Raw genomic sequence first — 19,005 nt, forward strand, 5'->3', positions numbered from 1 at the left:
GGAGCGGGGTCGGCGGGGTTCCGCCGGCCCCGCTCCCGCGTCCGCGGCCGCAGAACATCAGCCAGGAGTCGTCCTCATCGCCGATGGGCGATGACGACCGCTCTCTGCTGATGTTCTGCATCCACCGCCCCGGCACCCGCCCTCGCCGACCGCTCCACGCCCACCGACCAGCCCGCACGCGGGCGCCGCTGCATGCCCATCGAGCAGCCCACGCAGCGGCCGCGCTCATGCTGATCGAGTAGCCCGCGCAGCGGGCCCCGTTCATGCTGATCGAGTAGCCCGCGCAGCGGGCGTATCGAGATCCACCACCGTCGGAACTCGGGCCTGCAGACCCACCCTCACGACGACGCCGGGTCTCGATACGCCCCTCCGGGGCTACTCGACCAGCATGAGCGTGTGCACGCCTCGTCTGGGTGGACCCCGCGCAGCGAGCGCGTTCATGCTGATCGAGTAGCCCGCGCAGCGGGCGTATCGAGATCCACCACCGTCGGAACTCGGGCCTGCAGACCCACCCTCACGACGACGCCGGGTCTCGATACGCCCCTCCGGGGCTACTCGACCAGCATGGGTCCGCCCCTCCGGGGCTACTCGACCAGCATGAGTCCGCCCCTCCGGGGCTACTCGACCAGCAGGAGCACCGCTCCCCTCAGGCGGCCACCGCCGCCGGCCGCATCCGCACCCGCGGCGTCCAGCCGAAGGCGATCGCCGCGACCGCGAACGACAGCTGCCCCACCCACGGGAGGACCGCCGACACGAGCGACGCGTCGTTGCCGCTGGTGGCGAAGGAGTCCGCGATCGACATGCCGATGGCGAAGCCGGTGAAGAAGCGGAAGAAGATCGCCCCGCCGACCAGCGCGAGCATCACGATCACGAGGCGCCGCGGGGTGAATGCGTCGCCGACCCGATGCGCGGCGAGCGCCGTCACCAGCAGCGCGGGCACCGTCCAGAAGACCGCCCAGATCGCCGTCAGCACGAGCGTGCCGTCCAGCGAGAAGCCGTCGCGCTCGGCCAGCAGGCGGTAGATCGTGGCGAGGTCGGTGCCGGGGACCTTGGCGAGCGGGTTCCAGACCAGCAGGTCGATCGCGCCCACCACCACGACCGCGAGCACCAGCGCCGCCCCGCCCAGGGCGACCGGGACGCGCCGAGAACGCGCAGCGGTCCGGTGCCCCCACGCCACCGGCCGCGTCCCGCCGATCACCGCGACACCCGTGGCGAGTGCCGCCCCCGAGACCAGGAACCCCAGGAACGGCAGCGGCCACGGCGCGCCCGGCACCAGCACTCCGATCGCCACCATCGCCGGCCCCGCGAGCCCCGCGAGCAGCGACACCTTCGCCAGCCGTGTCTCGGCGGAGCGCGCGGCCTCCAGCACGTGCGCGACCCCGACCAGCCCGACGACGATCGCCAGCACGACGAGGGCCCGCCCGGTCACCTGCACGAGGCCGACCACCCCCGCGGACACCCCCTCCGGGACCACGCCACCACCCGTCAGGTACCCGCCGATCAGGATCACCGCGGCCGCCGTCAGCAGCCCCAGACCGCGCCGGGCCAGGCGCCGCGGACGGAGGAACCGCGGCTCCCCCGAGTGCACGGGCAGCGCGCGATCGAGCGTGGCGCTGAGCACGAGCGCGCCGAGCACGACGTCGCGGCGCCGCAGCCCCGCCTCGCCCGCACCGGCGACGTCGGCCCGCCACTCCTCGAGGTAGCGCTCGCGGGCGAGGGGAGGGAGGAGCCGGGCCAGCAGTCGCAGCAGCAGATCGATCACGCGCGCGCCGCCGCTCCGGAGAGCCGGACCGGCCGGGCCGCCGCGGCCTCGAACCGGGCGACCGCGGTCCGCGCCGCCTCCGCCCCCTCGCTCGTCAGCTCGTACAGCCGTCGCCGCGGACCGCTGCGCTCCGTGTCCGCCTCCCACGTCGACGACACCCAGCCGGCTCCCTCGAGCCGCTCCAGGATCGGGTAGACGCTGCCCGCCGGCCGGCCGGTGCCCTTGATGACGAGCATCCCCCAGGTGGGCCCGGAGGCGTCGAGGAGCGCGCGGAGCACGTCCGCGGTCGCGGGAGTCATGCGGCTGAGCGGAGTCATGCGCCGAGGCTACCTATATAGAGATAGCTGGGTCAACCGAGCGGCTGCGAGACTCTCGGCATGACGATCCACAACCCCGCCCTGTTCTCCGAGCCCGCTCCCGGCTCCGGCCCGCAGCCGCCGAAGAGCGGCAACGGCCTCGGGCTGGCCTCCCTGATCATCGGCATCGCCGCGCTCGTCGGCGCCGTCATCCCGATCGTCAACTTCGTCTCCGGCTTCGTCGCCTTCGTCGGCCTGGTTCTCGGCGTCATCGCACTGTTCCTCAAGGGCCGGAGGAAGGGCGCCGCCATCACCGGCGTCATCCTCAACACCGTGGCGATCCTGCTCTCGATCATCCTGGCGATCGTCTACACCGCCGGCTTCGCGACCGGCATCTCGAACGCCATCGCCACCGCACAGGCCTCGGCGACCTCGGGACCCCCGCAGACCCTGGTCTACGAGGTCACCGGCGCGGGCACGAGCACCTCGATCTTCTACACCACCCTCGACGGCACGGACTCCGGCGTCGAGCAGGTCGCCGGCCAGCCCCTCCCCTTCACCGAGGAGCAGCAGGTCGCCAGCGGCGCCGCCTTCCAGGCCTTCTCCATCACCGCGACGAACGGCGCCGACGACGAGGGCGACATCACCTGCCGCATCACCCTCGACGGCGAGGTCCTCGCCGAGGAGACCGGCACCGGCGCCTTCTCCTCCGCCGTCTGCGTCGCGACCCCGCAGTAGAACGAAACGCGACAGACATCACGGCCCTTCAGCCCTTCCTGGTAATTTGTCGTTGCTTTTTTAGCGAGGGAGAGCTGTGACAACTTCGAACGCCACACGGCCGGGGCGCGGCCGACCGAGCCGGGAGGTCGTCTACCGCCGTTTCGCCACTGCGATCGACGAACTCGCGAACTACGGAGGGCTGCCGAAGCCGCACGAAGCGAAGAAGCTGTGGGACGACCTCTGGCATCTCGAAGCGCATCATTCGACCGCCATCGAAGGCAACACTCTCGTTCTTCGCGAAGTCGAGCAGCTGCTCGAGCAGGGCCGCGCCGTGGGCTCGAAGGAGCTCAAGGACTACATGGAGGTGCTGGGCTACGCCGAGGCAGCACGCTGGGTCTATCAGCAGGCGATGGAGCCGACCTCCTGGGAGCACGACGGCCTCGTCATCGTCACCGAGGTTCGCCGCATACACGCGGTCATGATGACGAAGGCCTGGGACATCTCTCCCCACCCGGAGGCTCACGACGCGGAAGGCCCGGGGAACTGGCGCCGACACGAGATCCACCCGTTCGCCGGAGGGATGCAGCCGCCTGCTTTCACGCTCGTAGCAGCGGAGATCGGCGGATGGGTCGACCGTGCTAACTCTCTGCGCGGCCGCCTGAACAACGGCGACCTCGCCATCGCTCAGGTCCCTGAAGCGCTCGCACGACTTCATCGTGAGTACGAGACGATCCACCCCTTCATCGACGGAAACGGCAGGAGCGGTCGCCTGCTGCTGAATCTCCTGTTGATCAGGCTCGGCTGGCCGCCCGCCATCATCCTGAAGGAGCAGCGGTCGAGATATCTTCGTGCGCTGCAGCGTTCGGACGAGGGAGACGACGGTCCTCTCGCGGAGGTCATCAGCCGTTCCGTCATCGACAATCTGCATCGCCTGATCCCCAACATCGCCGGACCGGCGAAGTATGTGCCCTTGGAAGCTCTTGCTGATCAGGAGTTCAGCCTCGTGGCTCTGCGACAGGCCGCAAGTCGAGGGCGACTGGAGGCGATCATCGGAAGCGATGGGCGGTACCGCTCCAGCAAGGCGGCGGTCGCCGACTACCGTGCGTCCAAATACGCTCGAGGAGCGAGGAACACCTGAGCAGTGGCCTCTGGAGCAGACCGGCGCGTCGACGAGACGACGGCTGTTCCTCAGGCTCCTGGCCACCGTCTACACCGCCGGCTGCGCGACCGGCGTCTCGAACGTGATCGGGACCGCTCAGGCCGAGAGCTCGGCCGATGCAACGGTCGAGCAAACCCTGTCGAGTCATGCCCCTAGACGAAGGTCGAGCTGGTGCTGCCCGGCTCGGAGGCGCTCTGACCGGCCACGACGCAGGCCCGGTGCGACTGCTCCGAGTAGAACTGCTCTTCACCACGCTCCTCTCGCGCCACCGTCTGCCAGCATGAAGACCGGCACTCGACGAGGGAGACATCTGTGGGGATCGTGAAGTGGCTTCTGAGCCTGCTGGAGACGGAGCGGGCGCCCGAGACCGCGCCGAGGACGACGAATTCCGCGGTTCCCGCCTTCGCCGTCATCGACGTCGAGACGACAGGCTTGTCCCCGCGGAAGGACCGCATCCTCGAACTCGCGATCGTCCGCACAGACGCGCAGGGCGTCGTGATCGACGAATGGGTCTCCCGATTCGACCCGGAGGGACCGGTCGGCGCGACCCACATCCACGGCATCCGCGCGTCGGACGTCGCCGGCGCGCCGCTCTTCCGCGACCTCGCCCCCACCATCGCCGCCGCGCTCGGTGGGGTCACGATCGTGGCTCACAACGCGAAGTTCGACACGGCCTTCCTGCACGAGGAGTTCCAGGCGGCGGGATGGGCGGTCCCGCAGCTGTCCACCTTCTGCACCATGGACGGGAGCCACCACTATCTCCCGGACCTTAAGCGCCGACGGCTCGCCGACTGCTGCTGGGGCGCCGGAGTCGAGCTGGTCGACGCCCACTCGGCGCTCGGCGACGCCCGCGCCACGGCTGCACTGCTCAGCAGCTACCTCGTCGCCGACCGTCGACGGACGCGTCCCGCTCTGGCCGCGCTTCCGCGTACCCCGCTCTGGCCGAGCACGCCGTCGAGAGCCGCTGTGTCACGCCATCGCGCGACCGCGGCCAGGGGAACCGCACCCGTCCGCATCACGCCCAAGCGACCGGAGCAGCAGCCCCTCGTCCAGCAGCTGACGAATGTCGGACTTCTCGAGCTCATCGACGAGGGCGCGCCGGTCGGCACGATCGCTTACCTCGAGCTGCTGCTCGACAGCCTCACCGACGGCGATCTGTCGTTGTCGGAGGCCTCCGCCCTCGACGAGCTCACCCGGACGTTCGGCCTCTCCGCGGCGGACGTCGCCTCCGCTCACACCGCGTTCCTGCAGGCCCTCGCCCACCGAGCGCTCGACGACGGACGGGTGTCGCAGTCGGAACGGCAGCAGCTCCTGGCCCTCGCCGCGCTGCTGTCCGTGCCGGCGGGCTCGGTCAAGACCCTCATCGATCGTGCGGACGGCGCGCGGATCGCCCGACTGAGCGCCGGACTCGGGCCGCTGCCGCGGATCTGGGCGCACGGCGCTCCCCTCCACGTCGGGGACCGCGTCGCCTTCACCGGCTGCGACGAGCGCCAGCGCGAGAAGCTGGAACGCCGCGCGGAGCAGCTCGGGGTCCGGGTGGTCAGCAGCGTGTCCCGCCTCACCGCCGTCCTCGTGACGGACGGCTCCTTCTCGGGCGGCAAGCACGACCGTGCGCTCGAGCACGGGACTCGGATGGTCCACCCGGACACCTTCGAGATCCTTCTCGCGCACCTTCAGCCGGCACGCTCAGCCGTCGAGCCCGAGGTGCGCTCGACGCCCGCTGCGACGCGCTCCCGGGCTTCCGACGTCGTCATCGCCCTGCCGTCTCAGGACCGGTCGACGGCATCCCCCTCCGAGATCCGCAGCTGGGCGCTCGCGAACGGTCACGAGGTCGGCGTTCGCGGGCGGCTTCCGAAGGACGTGATCGCGGCGTTCGAGGCCGCGCGTCCGCGGATCTAGGCCCGACCGACGCTCGTCATCGACGCGACGGCGGGATTCGAACCCGCGTCAGCGGTGTTGCAGACCGCTCCCTGGCCTCTCGGGCACGCCGCGATGACGGCGGGACCGCGCTCCGGGAACGGGTTCCGCCTCCGCCCAGGGTGGCCCGGGCGGAGGCGGAGTGGAAGGAGCGTGACGCCGTGCGGCCCCGCGTTGCGGACCGTGACGGCGCCGCGCGACGGCTACTTGCGGAACATGCGCGCGGTGGTCTCGAAGAGGCCCTTCACCGGTCGCTGCTGCTCGCCCTGCTGCGCGCCGAGGACGATGATGACGCCGGTCAGCACCGGAATCAGCCACTGGGTGGCCTTCTGGATGCGCAGGGCGGTGGTCAGCTCGGGGGAGTTGCTCGAGGACGCCTCGGTGACGCCCGGGGCGCCCTCCTCGGTGTGCTTCGCCTGGGTCGCGCCGGCGATGGCGGCGGTGACGGAGGCGGCGCCCGCGAGACCGGTGACGATCGTCTTCACGACGGTGTTCGTGCGGCTCTCCTGCTGGTTCGCGAGGCGGGTCTTGTTGGCGAGGATCAGGCCGATGCCGCCGACGCCGTGGGCCGCGATCGCGGCGAGCTGCACGGGGGTCCAGCGGGCCCAGCCGTTCGAGGCGAGACGGAGGCGCTCCGACGGGTCGGACGAGGTGGAGGCCGCGCCGTTCAGGCCGACGGCGCCCATCAGGGAACCGCCGAACCAGGCGGCGGCACCGAGGTCGTGGAGGCTGCGGACGAGCGTGTTGCGTGAGGGCATGGAGGCCCCTTCCTCTTGCATGGGTGGTCTCGGACGGCTGGCTTCCGACGCTACGCGCGCGCCCGTCGAGCGCCACGGGGCTTGACCTCTCGCCCGCGGGGCGCTCGAGTGGAGCCGGAGCGCTCGCGGGCAGCGGCGCCGACCCGAGGAGCGAGCACGATGAGCGACGAGACCACCGACGACGAGAAGCGCGGGATCCGCGACGACTTCCACGACGCCGTGAACATGACGGCGAAGGAGATCGAGTCGTGGCTCGAGAAGGACGAGTCGAAGGAGGTCGGGCAGAAGCCGGCGAGCGGCGGCGAATCGGTCGGGCACCACAGCGGGCGGCGGATCATCGAGATCCTCGGCACGAAGCAGGCCGACCTCAGCGAGGACGACTACGCGCACATGAAGAAGGTCACCGGCTACGTCGCCCGGCACTCGAAGCAGCGCCCCTCCGGCGACGTCACCGAGACGAAGTGGCGCTACTCGCTGATGAACTGGGGGAACGACCCGCTGAAGGGCTGACCGGCGGGGGTGCTGCGGCGAGGCGTCCTCGAACGGTCGAGGCGTCCAGATGGGGCGGGACGTCTCGACTGTTCGAGGACGCCTCGGCGGCTCGGGTGTCTGCGGTGGGGGGATCTCGATACGCGCGCTCCGCGCGCTACTCGATCAGCATGGAGGGGGGCAGCCAGCCCTGCGCTCGCCTCGATTCGCCGCTCGACCATGCTGGTCGAGTAGACGCCGCAGGCGGCGTATCGAGACCGGCCCGAATCAGCACCGCCGCCCCAGGCGTCCGCCCGCCCCGCCCATGCTGGTCGAGTAGGCGCCGCAGGCGGCGTATCGAGACCCACGCTGGTCGAGTAGGCGCCGCAGGCGCCGTACCGAGTGGACAGCGCGTCACTCGACCGCGCAGCTCGCGTCGATCGGGCCGATCACGCCGTCGGTCACCGGGACGATGCCGCAGTTGGGGAAGCCGGCGCGCGGCCGGTGCGCCGGGTCGATCGCGCGCAGGAGGCTGCCGAGGACCGTGCCGTGGGTGACGACCAGCACGTCGCCGTGCTCAGCGGCCGGCAGGATCAGCGCGAGCGCCGCCTCCACCCGCTGCCGCACCGACACGGCCGTGTCCGCGCGCCCCGACGGGTCGTGTCGGTGGATCGCGTCGATCACGGTGTCCAGGCCCGCGTCGGTCATCCGCGGCCAGTCCGCCGAGGCCGGCACGTACGAGTAGCCGTGATCCGCGAAGACCGGCTCCCAGAGCGACGCGTTCGGCTGCCCCTCGAAGCCGCCGAAGTGCCACTCCCGCAGCGCGGTCGTCGGCACCGGCTCGATCGACGGATGCCCGGCGAGCGCCGCCGCAGCCGTGGTGCGCGTCCGCGTCAGGTCGCTCATGAACGCCGCGACCAGCGGCACCCCGCGCATCCGCTCGCCGAGGGCCGCGATCTGCCGCTCGCCCCGCGCGGTCAGCGGCGAGTCGCACCAGCCCTGCAGCTGGCCGTTGACGTTGAACAGGGTCTGCGCGTGGCGGACGAAGTGGACGGTGCCGCGGGTCATGCTGCTCTCTCCGTAGTGACTGACAGGCCGTAATGACGGACAGGACATGGTGACGGACCGGACGCAGTGACCGACAGGCCGCAGTGACCGGCAGGCCGCAGTGACCTGCAGACCGCGACCGCGGACTACTCCGGCGCCGCCCGCGCGATGTGCAGCGCCAGGAACGCCACCTCCTCGTTCGGCAGCTCCGCACCGTACTCCGCCCGCACGAACGCCCGCACCCGCTCCGCCGTCGCGATCGCCCGCGGATACCGCGTGCTCAGGCTGGTGAAGAGGAAGTCGTCCGAGCTGACCAGCAGCCCGCCCGAGAAGAACCGCTCGGCGAAGTACTGCAGGTGCGCCACGAAGCGGGCCGAGCGCAGGTCCTCGCGGTCCAGCGCCGCACCGCTCGTGTGCTGGATGATCGCGGTGACCGAGCGGATGAGCTGCACGATCCGCAGCGAGTCGATGCCGACCTTACCGAGCTCCGCGTTGGCGAGGTGGAAGGCCACGTTCGCCGCCTCGTCGTCCGGCACGTCCACTCCGAGCCGCGAGCGCATCGCCGCGACCGCCCGCTCCCCCACCGCGTACTGCACGGGGTAGACCGAGCGCATCTCCCAGGCGAGCCGGTTGGTCACGGCGAGGCCCCGCTTCTGCCGCTCGACGGCGAAGTGCAGGTGGTCGGTGAGCGCGAGGTAGACGTGCGGGTCGAGCCGCAGCCCCTCCGACTCCGCGTCGGCGACGACCGCCCGGGTCAGCTCGACGAACTCGGCCGGGATCTGCGCGAGCAGCTCGACGAGGTTCCGCTGGTCGGCGTCGTCGAGCGCGACGAACACCTGGTCCACCGCGGACGCCTCGATGCTCTCGCCCGCCTTCGCGCCGAAGCCGATGCCCTTGCCGAGCAGCACCCGCTCGGCGCCGCGCTCGTCGACGACGAGCACGACGCTCGAGTTGAGCACCTTCTTGATGGTCTGCATGCGTGTCTCCGTCGACGGCGTCTGCGCGGCCCGGCGGGCGGGTGGTGCGGCGAGGGTCATCCCAGGTCGGCGCCGTTGGACGCGATGACCCGCTGGTACCAGTGGAAGGAGTCCTTCCGGTACCGGTTCGTGCTGCCGTGGCCGAGGTCGTCCATGTCGACGTAGACGAACCCGTAGCGCTTCGAGATCTGCGAGCTGGAGGCGCTGATCAGGTCGATCGGCGCCCAGCTCACGTAGCCGAGGAGCTCCACACCCTCGTCGACCGCCTGGATCATCTGCTCGAAGTGCGCGCGGAAGTAGTCGATCCGGTAGGGGTCGTGGATGCGGGGATCCTCCCCCTCATTGTCCGCCGGAACGAGCTCGTCCCGCATCCCGAGCCCGTTCTCGACGATGAACAGCGGCTTGCCGTAGCGGTCGTAGAGGTCGATCAGCGAGATGCGCAGGCCGACCGGGTCGATCTGCCAGCCCCACTCGCTCGACTCGAGGAACGGGTTCTTCACACCGAGGACCGTGTTGCCGGGGGTGCGCTCGGCGTCCGGGCGCACCGACTCCGTCATCGACATGTAGTAGCTGAACGAGATGAAGTCGACCGGGTGCCCGCGCAGCAGCTCGGCGTCCCCCTCCGCGAAGGGGATCTCGACTCCGCGCTTGGCCAGCGCGCGCAGGGCGAGGCGCGGGTAGGCGCCGCCGGCCTGGACGTCGGTGCAGAGGTAGAGCATCCGCTCCTTGGCCTGGGTGGCCGCGACGTCGTCGGGGTGGCAGGTGTTCGGGTAGGTCGTCAGCATCGTGAGCATGCAGCCCATCCGCGCCTCGGGCCAGAGCTCGTGCAGGATCCGGGTGACCGACGCGGAAGCGACGAACTGGTGGTGCAGCGCCGTGTAGCAGGCCTGCTCGACGCCGCCCTCGACGGTCTCCTCGATGATGCCGCCCGAGGTGAACGGGTGGCGGATGATCCCGTCGATCTCGTTGAACGACAGCCACATGTCGACCAGGTGGCCGAAGCGCTCGAAGCAGGTGCGGGCGAAGCGCTCGAACAGCTCGATCGTCCGGCGCTCGACCCACGCGTTGTGCTTGAGCGCCAGGGCGAGCGGCGGGTCGTAGTGCGAGAGCGTGACCAGCGGCTCGATGCCCAGGCGCCGCATCTCGGTGAAGAGCGCGAGGTAGTAGGCGATGCCCTCCTCGAGCGGCTCCGCCTCCTCCCCCGTCGGGTAGAGCCGGGTCCAGGCGATCGAGACGCGGAGGGTGGTGAAGCCCATCTCGGCGAAGAGCGCGAGGTCGCCCGGATAGCGGTGGTAGAAGTCGATGCCGCGGCGCTTGGGGTAGTACTCGGTGTCGTCGTCCGCCATGGCCGCGGTGATGCTCGCCACCGTGTTCCGGTGGTGGATCGCGTACTCCTTGGGGTCGGCCTTCGGCTTGTAGGAGGCGACGTCACTGACGGCCGGCCCGCGCCCGCCCTCGCGCCACGCGCCCTCGACCTGGTTGGCGGCGAGTGCGCCGCCCCAACGGAATCCCTCAGGCAGCGCCATCGGCGAGCTCCTTCTCTTTCTGGGTGACGGTGATGATCGCATCGCCCACCGACACGCGGTCGGCGGCCTCGATGAGCACGGTGTACTCGGCCGAGTTGGTGATCAGCACCGGGGTGGTGGTGTCGTAGCCGGCGGCGGTGATCGCGGCGAGGTCGGCGGTGAGCAGCAGCTGCCCCGCCTCGACGCGCTCGCCGACGGCGACGTGCGCGTCGAAGGGCGCTCCGTCGAGCTGGACGGTGTCGAGTCCGACGTGGATGAGGGCCTCGACCCCGTCGTCGCGGCGCAGGCCGACCGCGTGCTTGGAGCTGAGGACGGCGATGACCGTGCCGGCGAACGGCGAGCGGACGACGCCGTCGGTGGGGCGGATGGCGATGCCCTCGCCGAGGACGCCGGCGGAGAAGACGGGGTCGTTCACCTCGCTCAGCGGGATGACGTCGCCGCTGAGCGGGGCGGTCAGGGCGGTCGCGTCGGCGGCGTCCTTCGCGACCACGTCGCCGAGGGCCTGGACGCTGGCGGAGGCGTCGTCGCGCCAGATGATGAAGGAGACGACGAACGAGACGGCGACGGAGATGAGCAGGCCGATGACGGCGTTGAGCAGGTTCCACGGGTTCAGCCCGTCGATGAACATCGAGATGCTCGCGACGCCCGGGCTGACCAGCGCGAACGCGGCGACCTGGGTGGCGCCGATGTAGGCACCGCCGACGACGCTGCCCGAGATCACGGAGATCAGCGCGCGCTTGTTCTGCAGGGTGACACCGTAGAGGGCGGGCTCGGTGATGCCGAAGAGAGCGGAGAGGCCGCCGGAGAAGGCGGTCGCGCGCAGTGCCGCGCTCTTGGTGCGCAGGGCGATCGCCAGGCTGGAGCCGGCCTCCGCCGCGTTGTGCGCGAGGGAGGAGGCGAGGTAGAAGGTGTCCTTGCCCGCGCTGGCCATCGTGGCGATGGTCGGCGGGATGAAGGCCTTGTGCATGCCGACCGAGATGATCAGCGGCAGGACGCCGGCGAGGAGGGCGACGGCCACCCAGCCGAGCGCGCCGTACAGGCCGATCAGGGCGCCGGTGAGCATCGAGCCGAGCCAGTAGCCGAGGGGTCCGAGCAGGAAGATCGTGGCCGGCGCGACGATGACGAGGCACATCAGCGGCACGTAGAAGGTGCGGATCGGGCCCCAGGAGTGCTTCGTGAAGAAGCGCTCGACGACCGAGAGCAGGAGGACCGCGAGGATCGCCGGGAACACCTGCGCGTTGTAGGCGATCACCGGGACCGGGATGCCGAAGAGGGCGACTCCGCCCTCCTGGTTGAGCAGCGTGGTGAAGGCCGGGAAGACCAGGACTCCGACGAGTCCGAGAGCGAGCGGCCGGTTCACGTCGAGCTTCTTGGCGCTCGTGTAGGCGACGAGGAGCGGCAGGAAGCCGAACACCGCGTCCGGGATGGCGGACAGCAGCCGGAAGTTGTCGGACGCGGGGTCGAGCCAGCCCACCGCCGAGGCGAGGACGAGGAACGACTTGAAGATGCCGGCGCCTGCGATGGCCGGGATGATCGGCGTGAAGACGCTGACGACGAAGTCCATGATCGTCGCGCCGAGCCGCTTGAGCGAGCGGGGCTGCTTCGCCTTCGGGGCTGTGGCCTCCGTGCCGCCGCGCAGCTTCTCGACCGCCGCGTACATCTCGGCGACGCCGTTGCCGACGATGACCTGCGTCTGCGGCCCCATGACGACGCCGATCACGCCGGGCACCGCCTTGAGGGCGTCGACATCGGCCTTCTGGTCGTCCGCGAGCGCGAAGCGCAGTCGGGTCGAGCAGTGCTGCAGCTTCGAGACGTTGCCGGCGCCGCCGACGTGCTCGAGGATCGCCTTCGCGCTGTCCTGGGTACTCATCGGTACTCCTTCGGGTGTGTGGGGGACGCGCGCTTCCCTGCGCTGTGCTGCCGCGTGTTTCTGCCGCTTCCGTCGCTGTCCCCACACCGTCATCGGCGCGTCAGGAGGCGTCCGGGCACAAAAAAAGGACCCGACGACGCTTCGTACGCGTTTCGTCGGATCCTGCCTGCACGACCAGTCACATGTCCGAGAGCGAACGTAACACGGGGGTGGCGGGGGCGTCAAAAGACCGGGTTGGAGGCGTGGGCTCTCCGGCCGGCTCGCCTCAGAACGAAGCCTCAGTGCCGGAAAGTCAGCACAATCCCTCGATGTGCCGCCCTCGGCCTTCGTTGCGAGGTGCCCCATCATGGAGTCGTGGATGTCCTCGAGGTTGTTGCCGCCGTCATCGAGAGCGACGGCCGCATCCTGGCCTGCCGACGCCGACCCGAGAAGGACGCGGGCGGCAAGTGGGAGTTCCCGGGCGGCAAGGTCGAGGCCGGCGAAACGCACGAGCAGGCGCTCGCCCGAGAAATCCGCGAAGAACTTGGCGTCGAGATCGAGGTCGGCGAACTCTTGACCGTCGACGACACCGCGGGCTTCGCACGCACGATTCGGCTGTCGTGCTTCTGGGCGACACTCTCCTCGGAGAGTCCTACCGTCAGCACCGACCATGACGCGATGCTGTGGGCGACGCGCTCTGAACTCACTCCACTGGAGTGGGCGCCGGCCGATCTCCCCGCGGTAGCCCTGCTAACCGCCTAGGGATCGACGAGGTCGAAGCCGTCGTCGGTCCGGATAGCGGTGATGATTCCGAGCCGCCCGATCAGTTCGAGAAGGTCTGCCTCGGGACGGCCCGGAAGCAGAATGACGGGCACCGCCGCCCAGCCGAGGCCATTGGCGACGTGAGCGTAATCAAGAACCTGCCCGATTGCGGTGCGCACGTAGGCGCGAGCAGTCGACTTCTTGGCCTCGATGATCCAGCCGCTCGACTTCACGTAGAGATCAGGCTCAATCCGGGTGGAGCCAACGGGGAGGGTGAGCCGACTCGGCGGAGTTCCGTTCTCCGCCAGCCACTCACCGAACGCCGCCTGGAGCTCGAATTCCACCCGGGAGACAACGCGCTCCTCGATCGGGCTGAGATCTGCACCCGCGATGACAACATCGGACGATTCCGGCGCCGACCAGTCGGAGAGCTCCGGCGACGCCACCGGGCGACCGCCATACGCAGGGAGGGTCGAGACGTCAGCGCTGATCGGGACGAGGGTGAAGATGATTCCCTGTCGAAGCGTTCCCTCAGTGTCGGGGATGGTCTCGAAGCGGTAGGTCGGGGTACCCGTGGTGAAGGCTCCGATGTAGGTCACGCTCGTTCCCTGCACAGTGAAGAGCCGAATGACGCGGTTCTGAACAGCGGCGTTGCGGAGAGCAAGGTTGCCGCGGAGAAAGACCTGGTCGCCGATCTGACCCTCTCCCGTGTACGAGTAAGAACCGTCCTCGCGCAGGCCCTCGAAGCGGTCGTACCCGTACCGGGCACCCTTCGCTGGGTCGGTGAAGATCAGGATTTCGCCGAGGGACTTCGGCGTGGAAATGCCTCCCTGCTGCTGACCGCCGTACGCGGCATGCACCGATCGTCTTCGAACCTGATCTCCGGGAACGAGCGTGAACCGCGTTCCCGTAGCACGTCGGGAAATTCGAGTCCGAACGAGGTCGGCCTGCTCGTCCGAGAGAGCCCAACGGGTGGTGTCGGGATCGAGATTCCCGAAGTTTTCTCGGAGAACAGAGCGAATACGCTTCTGAGACACTCCCAGCTCGAGGGAAAGATCAGCGGGAGTAAGAGCGGGCATAGCCCGAGAGTAGAAACATCAAGAAGAACAACTAGCGAGAGACGCTCGTGTCTGTGCTCGAGTCTCCCTTTGCTAGTACTTTTCCCTCTACTTTCACCGCCCGGCGATGATCACGATTCCGGACGCGACGAGAAATGCCACGACGGTGACTGCCATGCCGGCCACCGGGATCCACCAGATGCGGCGGGATCTGTCGGGGCGCAGGAGTGCGACGAGCGTCGCGAGGGCGGACAGGCCCACGGCTCCGGGGACAATCCACATCGTCTCGCCGAGGACCGAGACGCCGTCGAGGCGGTTGTTCACACGGTTCGCATCGAAGGTCAGGTTCTCGATGAGGACGAAGACGAAGAGGATCGCGCCGAGCACGAGCAGGAAGACGAGCAGGAGGATCGCGGTGACGCGGTCCTCGCCGGCCGACAGGCGGCGCCGGGGCCGCCGACGCGGTGGCCGGTCGAACGGGTCCGGGTCGTCCCAATCCGCGTCCGAATCAAAGGCCATAGTGCCGCTCAGGCTAGCCGAGCACGGCGCGCGGGCTCCGCGGGCGGCACAGTCCCTGCGCGCCTCAGCACCCGACCAGCACCGCCTGCGCCGCCGCCCGGTCCTCCGTCCCGACCGCCAGCCCGTACGCCCCCAGCACCCCCACGAACTGCTCCACGTACCCGCAGCGCAGCTCGGGCGCCGGCGGCAGCCACTCCCCCGGGCCGGCGTCGCTCTTGGACTGGTTCGTGTCGTCGGAGGCGGCGACGAGGTTCGCCGGGTCGTTCGCGAAGGCCAGGCGCTGCTCGTCCGACCACGCCCACGCTCCGTGGTGCCAGGCCCAGCCGAGAGCGACGACGTGGTCGATCTGCACGAGCCGCGACGTGTCGCTCCCGGAGACGAACGACACGGCGGCGCCGTCGTACGGATCGATCAGCGTGCCGGAGAGCACCTTGCAGTCGCGCGTGCCCGGCTTGAAGACGGGGTCGAGCAGGTCGCGGCCGAGGATGTCGTTGCGGGTGTCGCAGCCGTTGCGGTCGACGTCCTTCCAGGACTCGCCGAAGAGGTCGCGGTCGTAGGGGACGTCCGCGCGGCCGTCGTCGACGGGCAGCGAGGCGAGGGTCGCCAGCGCGAGCGCGGCGGAGTCCGCGCGATCCGCGGGGACGCTCGGGGCGGACGATCCGGCGGAGGAGGCGGACGCGGTCGGTGCGGCCGTCGCAGGGTCAGCGGACGGAGTCGCCGGATCGGTCGAGGCCGTACCAGCAGCGACACCGGACGACGCAGATCCCGCCCCCGGCACCCCTACCGTCTCCCCCACTCCGACCACCGCGAACGCGACAGCGGCCGCGACCACCGCGGCGACGATCCAGGCCCACCACGGCGCCCGCCGCCGCCCACGTCGAGCACCCGCCCGCCCGGCACCGCGCCCCACGCCAGACCGACCGGCACCGCGCCCCGGAGCCGCCCGCCGCACCGCGGGAGGTCGCGGCGGCGGCGGCCTCCCGACCACCGACTACACCCCCGAGTCGCCGTCAGCCGGGACGACGGGCGCCGACGCCCGCACCGCCCCGTCCCACAGCCGGATCGCCGCGCGCGGCACCGGTCCGACGACGTCCACCCGCCACACCAGATCCACCGGCGACCCGGTCGACGCCTCGAACGGCACGACATGGATCGGCGCCGACGGGTCGAACCGCAGCCGCTCCTGCAGCCGAGACGGCGCGACGAGGAAGCTCGTCACGCGCTCGTGGTAGCGCTCGCCGACCTGCAGCTCGGTCAGCACCGTGGCGCTGACCGGGGTCATCGGGTCGGCGCGGGTCAGCGAGTCGAGAAGGAAGTCGTCCCACGGCACGTCGAGCTCGACGCCCTCGAAGTCCTCGGGCCGGCGCAGCGCGTTCAGCGGGTTGGTACCCATCGGGCGGACCCGCGGGCGGGCGATCGCCTCCTCGTCGCGCTGCACGGAGGCGACGATGTCGGCCAGGCGCGGAGCGGCGATCCGGGTGAGGAGCGACTCGTCGTCGAGGGCGCGCAGCAGCATGCGCCGCGTGTGGTTCGACGAGTGCGGGAGGTCCTCGTCGAGCGCCGACAGGCCGAAGCCCTGGCCCGCGCCGTAGTCCGCGGCCATCTCCTGCACGAGCGCCTCGAAGGCCTCGTGCCGCCAGCCGCGGCGGACGAGCTTGGACGTCATCGCGGCGCGCATGCGGGCGACGGCCGCCGTCTCCTCGCCGCTGACGGTCGCGAGGCGCACGGCGAACGGCATGGCGCCGCGCTCCACGTCGAAGGTCTCGTGCTGCAGCCACACCGGCGGCACGTGCCACGGCCGGTGCACGGCCTTGGACAGCAGCACCAGCCACTCGACGGCCTGGCGGTGCACCGAGCGCAGGCGCGCGGCCTCCTCGCGGGCGCGGCGGGCGCTGCGGCCGTAGTGCGCGAGGCGGGTGCGCTCGACGCGGATCCGCCGCTCGAACCGCGACCAGCCCGCGTGGTATCGCACGAGCGAGATCAGCGTGATCAGCACCCCGGCCCCGGCGAGGCCCACGAGGACCCAGAGCAGGATCGAGGTGATCAGCCCGGGGTCGAAGGAGCCGTCGGCCTGGCGCGAGGCGTAGTCGTTGACGAACCAGATGCCGACGCCGACGACCAGCGCGAGCGCCAGCACGGTGACCCAGCCGACGAGCAGCGTGCGGTGGAACTCGCGTCTCAGCCCCAGCAGCTCGCCGGGACGCTGCGGGCGGATCGCGTCGATCTCGCCCCTGAGGTACGCGACCTCGTCCTCGGCGCGGCGGCGCTCGGCGCCGATCCGGTCGAGGAAGCGCCAGACGAACGACGAGCTCTGCTTCCCGGCCCACAGGTCGTACTCGCCGAGAGCCTGCAGGCGGCGGGAGCGGCGCGCCTCGGCGTCGTAGGCGGACACGGGCGGCTCGGCGGGCTCGGGAGCCTCCTCCGCGGGGACCTCGATCTGCACGACGGGCCGCGCCTCGGCGGCCTCGCCCTCGACGAGCGTCTCCTGCGCGGGCGGCGCGAACGCGGCGGAGTCGGAGGAGCCGGCCGCGGGGTCCTGCGCGGCGGCCTCGTCAGGAGCGGCGGACGCGGGAGTCTCGGACGCAGGAGCCTCGGAAGCGGCGGCCTCAGGAACAGCAGCAGCCTCCGGAGCCGCAGCCTCACTCCGCCCCTCCGCCGGCACCGCAGCAGCCGCGACAGCCGCCTCCGACGCCGACACCCAGTTCTGCAGCTTCTCCCGCGGATCCGCGAGCGCCAGCGCGTACCAGTCCACCCGCTCCGGGAACCCCGGCGGCACGTCGTAGCCCGACGCGACCCACGGGTCGTCCGGCAGCGCGAGCACGTCGCCCACCCGGCCGAACACCGGCACGGCCCCCTCGACGGGCGCGAAGCCCGCGTCGCGGAGATCGGCACTGCCGTCGAGCGCGCCGAAGACCAGCTCGCGCAGACCCGCCCAGAGCTGCGGCGTGGTGCGGACGTGCGCCATCGCGGCGGGCGCGTCGGCCTCGGTGCGGGCGCGGGTCTCGTCCTCACGCAGATGCTCGAGGTCGGCGACGAGGAGCCGGTCGCGGACGTCGAGCACCTCGTCGTAGTCGGCGCCGACCACGGCCGAGCCCTGCGAGGTGTGCAGGGCGCGGGTGACCGAGCGGTTCGCGCTCGAGGTGACCCAGAGCACGGCCCAGCGCGGGATCTGCACGAGCTTGCCCGCCGAGAAGGCGAAGAAGCGGCCGATCTGCGCCCAGAAGCCGATCCGCTCCGGCTCCGGGACGTCGAGAGAGCCGGCGGAGTCGTAGGTGAGCGCCCCGCCGTCCAGGCGCAGCGCCCCGGCGACCATGCTGTCGACGTAGCCGGCGATCTGGCCGTCGTCGATGTAGGCGGTGCCGGGCGGCGGCGGGCTGACGCTGGGGTCGATCAGCAGCGAGTCCGGGCGCGCGGCGTTCTCGAGCACGCCGGCGGCGACGCGGCGGCCGAGCGACTCGGTCAGCACCGCGTTGAGGAACACCCGCGAGATCCAGACGGAGTCGCCGCCGTCGGACTCGCGGCTCATCAGCTCGACGCTGCCGTCGGTGACGCCGTTCCACAGCCCGGCGACGCTCGCCAGGTGGGTCAGCGTGAAGCCGGTGAAGCGCTCGTCGTCGCGGACGAAGGCGTCGCCGGACCACGGGCTCGAGCGGTCCTCGGGCGAGGCGATGACGACGAAGCCGTGCTCGTGCGCCTCCACCCGCTCGCGCAGCTGGAAGGCGGTCGGCGCGCAGATCAGCGTGACCCGGCGCAGCTCCGTGGTCTGGTCGGCCAGGGTCGCCGACGGGTTCGGCAGCGGCATCGAGGTGCGCACCCAGCGGCTGACGAGGTCGGCGACGGCATCCTGCGCCGCGTCCGTCTCGCGCTCGGGCAGGGCGGAGCGGAGGGTGACCAGGCGCACGAGCGCGAGCGGCTCCTCCGCCAGCGCCTCGAACAGGTCGACCGCGATCGCGACCGACTCGAGGTCGGCGCCCACGCCGAGCACCACCGCCTCGATCTGCGGCGGTGCGAAGGGCGACGTCTTCACGTGCTCGGGCAGCACCCAGAGGGCCTGGCCGAGCAGGCCGGTCTTCGTCCACTGCGCCGCCAGCTCGAGCAGGGTCTCGCCCTGCGCGCCGCTGGGCAGCAGGACGATCGCCGCCTTGCCGTCGGGCCAGAAACCGTCCGGGCGGATCTCCGGGGGCACG

Annotated in this window: 16 protein-coding genes and 1 tRNA gene; 5 read left to right on the forward strand and 12 right to left on the reverse strand. The window is 70.9% G+C overall.

Going from position 1 to position 19,005, the window contains the following annotated elements; genetic code table 11:
• Positions 1–646 precede the first annotated feature (646 nt).
• Both HQQ82_RS08375 and HQQ82_RS08380 read right to left on the reverse strand, forming a co-directional pair.
• Entirely contained in the window at positions 647–1,762 is a 1,116-nt protein-coding gene (locus HQQ82_RS08375) for a hypothetical protein (protein WP_173232584.1), read from the reverse strand.
• A complete protein-coding gene (locus HQQ82_RS08380) occupies positions 1,759–2,079 on the reverse strand; it encodes a PadR family transcriptional regulator (RefSeq protein WP_173232585.1) in 321 nt (106 codons plus the stop codon). The genes HQQ82_RS08375 and HQQ82_RS08380 overlap by 4 nt, the downstream gene beginning before the upstream one ends.
• Positions 2,080–2,139: 60 nt before the next feature.
• On the opposite strand from HQQ82_RS08380, the gene HQQ82_RS08385 reads away from it, so the two are divergent.
• The 3 genes from HQQ82_RS08385 (at position 2,140) to HQQ82_RS08395 (ending at position 5,836) form a co-directional block, all read left to right on the forward strand.
• Positions 2,140–2,796 (forward strand): MmpS family transport accessory protein, encoded by a 657-nt coding sequence (locus tag HQQ82_RS08385; RefSeq protein WP_173232586.1) that lies wholly within the window; start codon positions 2,140–2,142, stop codon positions 2,794–2,796.
• Positions 2,797–2,872: 76 nt separating this feature from the next.
• The gene (locus HQQ82_RS08390; protein ID WP_173232587.1) at positions 2,873–3,916 is read left to right on the forward strand and encodes a Fic family protein; all 1,044 of its coding nucleotides are present in this window, start codon (positions 2,873–2,875) and stop codon (positions 3,914–3,916) included.
• 333 nt (positions 3,917–4,249) lie between these two features.
• Positions 4,250–5,836 carry a histone-like nucleoid-structuring protein Lsr2 gene (locus HQQ82_RS08395; protein ID WP_173239167.1) on the forward strand — a complete coding sequence of 529 codons (1,587 nt, stop codon included), beginning with the start codon at positions 4,250–4,252 and terminating at the stop codon, positions 5,834–5,836.
• A gap of 22 nt (positions 5,837–5,858) precedes the next feature.
• Here the strand turns inward: HQQ82_RS08395 and HQQ82_RS08400 are convergent.
• A tRNA-Cys gene (locus HQQ82_RS08400) sits at positions 5,859–5,929 on the reverse strand.
• 128 nt (positions 5,930–6,057) lie between these two features.
• Positions 6,058–6,612: a hypothetical protein gene (locus HQQ82_RS08405; protein ID WP_173232589.1), complete on the reverse strand. Its 555-nt coding sequence runs from the start codon at positions 6,610–6,612 to the stop codon at positions 6,058–6,060.
• Between the two features lie 159 nt (positions 6,613–6,771).
• On the opposite strand from HQQ82_RS08405, the gene HQQ82_RS08410 reads away from it, so the two are divergent.
• The gene (locus HQQ82_RS08410; protein WP_173232590.1) at positions 6,772–7,122 is read left to right on the forward strand and encodes a DUF3140 domain-containing protein; all 351 of its coding nucleotides are present in this window, start codon (positions 6,772–6,774) and stop codon (positions 7,120–7,122) included.
• A 372-nt stretch (positions 7,123–7,494) separates the two neighbouring features.
• Here the strand turns inward: HQQ82_RS08410 and HQQ82_RS08415 are convergent, their stop codons facing one another.
• From HQQ82_RS08415 to HQQ82_RS08430, 4 genes are all read right to left on the reverse strand, one after another.
• Positions 7,495–8,148 (reverse strand): histidine phosphatase family protein, encoded by a 654-nt coding sequence (locus tag HQQ82_RS08415; RefSeq protein ID WP_173232591.1) that lies wholly within the window; start codon positions 8,146–8,148, stop codon positions 7,495–7,497.
• 125 nt (positions 8,149–8,273) lie between these two features.
• Positions 8,274–9,104, reverse strand: a complete 831-nt coding sequence (locus tag HQQ82_RS08420) for a PRD domain-containing protein (protein WP_173232592.1) — start codon at positions 9,102–9,104, stop codon at positions 8,274–8,276.
• A gap of 56 nt (positions 9,105–9,160) precedes the next feature.
• Positions 9,161–10,630: a glycoside hydrolase family 1 protein gene (locus HQQ82_RS08425; RefSeq protein WP_173232593.1), complete on the reverse strand. Its 1,470-nt coding sequence runs from the start codon at positions 10,628–10,630 to the stop codon at positions 9,161–9,163.
• Positions 10,617–12,500 carry a beta-glucoside-specific PTS transporter subunit IIABC gene (locus HQQ82_RS08430; protein ID WP_173232594.1) on the reverse strand — a complete coding sequence of 628 codons (1,884 nt, stop codon included), beginning with the start codon at positions 12,498–12,500 and terminating at the stop codon, positions 10,617–10,619. Before HQQ82_RS08430 ends, HQQ82_RS08425 begins: the two co-directional genes overlap by 14 nt.
• Before the next feature lie 354 nt (positions 12,501–12,854).
• On the opposite strand from HQQ82_RS08430, the gene HQQ82_RS08435 reads away from it, so the two are divergent.
• Positions 12,855–13,241: a (deoxy)nucleoside triphosphate pyrophosphohydrolase gene (locus HQQ82_RS08435; RefSeq protein ID WP_173232595.1), complete on the forward strand. Its 387-nt coding sequence runs from the start codon at positions 12,855–12,857 to the stop codon at positions 13,239–13,241.
• Here the strand turns inward: HQQ82_RS08435 and HQQ82_RS08440 are convergent.
• From HQQ82_RS08440 to HQQ82_RS08455, 4 genes are all read right to left on the reverse strand, one after another.
• A complete protein-coding gene (locus HQQ82_RS08440) occupies positions 13,238–14,101 on the reverse strand; it encodes a YDG/SRA domain-containing protein (protein ID WP_254071348.1) in 864 nt (287 codons plus the stop codon). The genes HQQ82_RS08435 and HQQ82_RS08440 overlap by 4 nt on opposite strands.
• Positions 14,102–14,413: 312 nt before the next feature.
• Positions 14,414–14,818, reverse strand: coding sequence for a hypothetical protein (locus tag HQQ82_RS08445; RefSeq protein ID WP_173232597.1), 405 nt, complete (start codon positions 14,816–14,818; stop codon positions 14,414–14,416).
• A 64-nt stretch (positions 14,819–14,882) separates the two neighbouring features.
• On the reverse strand, positions 14,883–15,650 hold the full coding sequence (locus HQQ82_RS08450) for an HNH endonuclease family protein (protein WP_173232598.1): 768 nt from the start codon (positions 15,648–15,650) through the stop codon (positions 14,883–14,885).
• A gap of 159 nt (positions 15,651–15,809) precedes the next feature.
• The gene (locus HQQ82_RS08455; protein ID WP_173232599.1) at positions 15,810–19,004 is read right to left on the reverse strand and encodes a hypothetical protein; all 3,195 of its coding nucleotides are present in this window, start codon (positions 19,002–19,004) and stop codon (positions 15,810–15,812) included.
• Position 19,005 lies beyond the last annotated feature (1 nt).

The sequence above is a fragment of the Rathayibacter sp. VKM Ac-2856 genome, from assembly GCF_013205055.1.
In the GTDB taxonomy this organism is placed as follows: domain Bacteria; phylum Actinomycetota; class Actinomycetes; order Actinomycetales; family Microbacteriaceae; genus Rathayibacter.

What these genes read in the sequence shown, in the direction of transcription:
- HQQ82_RS08380 (WP_173232585.1), bottom strand. Translation starts at nt 2,079, where the DNA reads ATGACTCCGCTCAGCCGCATGACTCCCGCGACCGCGGACGTGCTCCGC.
- HQQ82_RS08385 (WP_173232586.1), top strand. Translation starts at nt 2,140, where the DNA reads ATGACGATCCACAACCCCGCCCTGTTCTCCGAGCCCGCTCCCGGCTCC.
- HQQ82_RS08405 (WP_173232589.1), bottom strand. Translation starts at nt 6,612, where the DNA reads ATGCCCTCACGCAACACGCTCGTCCGCAGCCTCCACGACCTCGGTGCC.
- HQQ82_RS08410 (WP_173232590.1), top strand. Translation starts at nt 6,772, where the DNA reads ATGAGCGACGAGACCACCGACGACGAGAAGCGCGGGATCCGCGACGAC.
- HQQ82_RS08415 (WP_173232591.1), bottom strand. Translation starts at nt 8,148, where the DNA reads ATGACCCGCGGCACCGTCCACTTCGTCCGCCACGCGCAGACCCTGTTC.
- HQQ82_RS08420 (WP_173232592.1), bottom strand. Translation starts at nt 9,104, where the DNA reads ATGCAGACCATCAAGAAGGTGCTCAACTCGAGCGTCGTGCTCGTCGTC.
- HQQ82_RS08425 (WP_173232593.1), bottom strand. Translation starts at nt 10,630, where the DNA reads ATGGCGCTGCCTGAGGGATTCCGTTGGGGCGGCGCACTCGCCGCCAAC.
- HQQ82_RS08430 (WP_173232594.1), bottom strand. Translation starts at nt 12,500, where the DNA reads ATGAGTACCCAGGACAGCGCGAAGGCGATCCTCGAGCACGTCGGCGGC.
- HQQ82_RS08445 (WP_173232597.1), bottom strand. Translation starts at nt 14,818, where the DNA reads ATGGCCTTTGATTCGGACGCGGATTGGGACGACCCGGACCCGTTCGAC.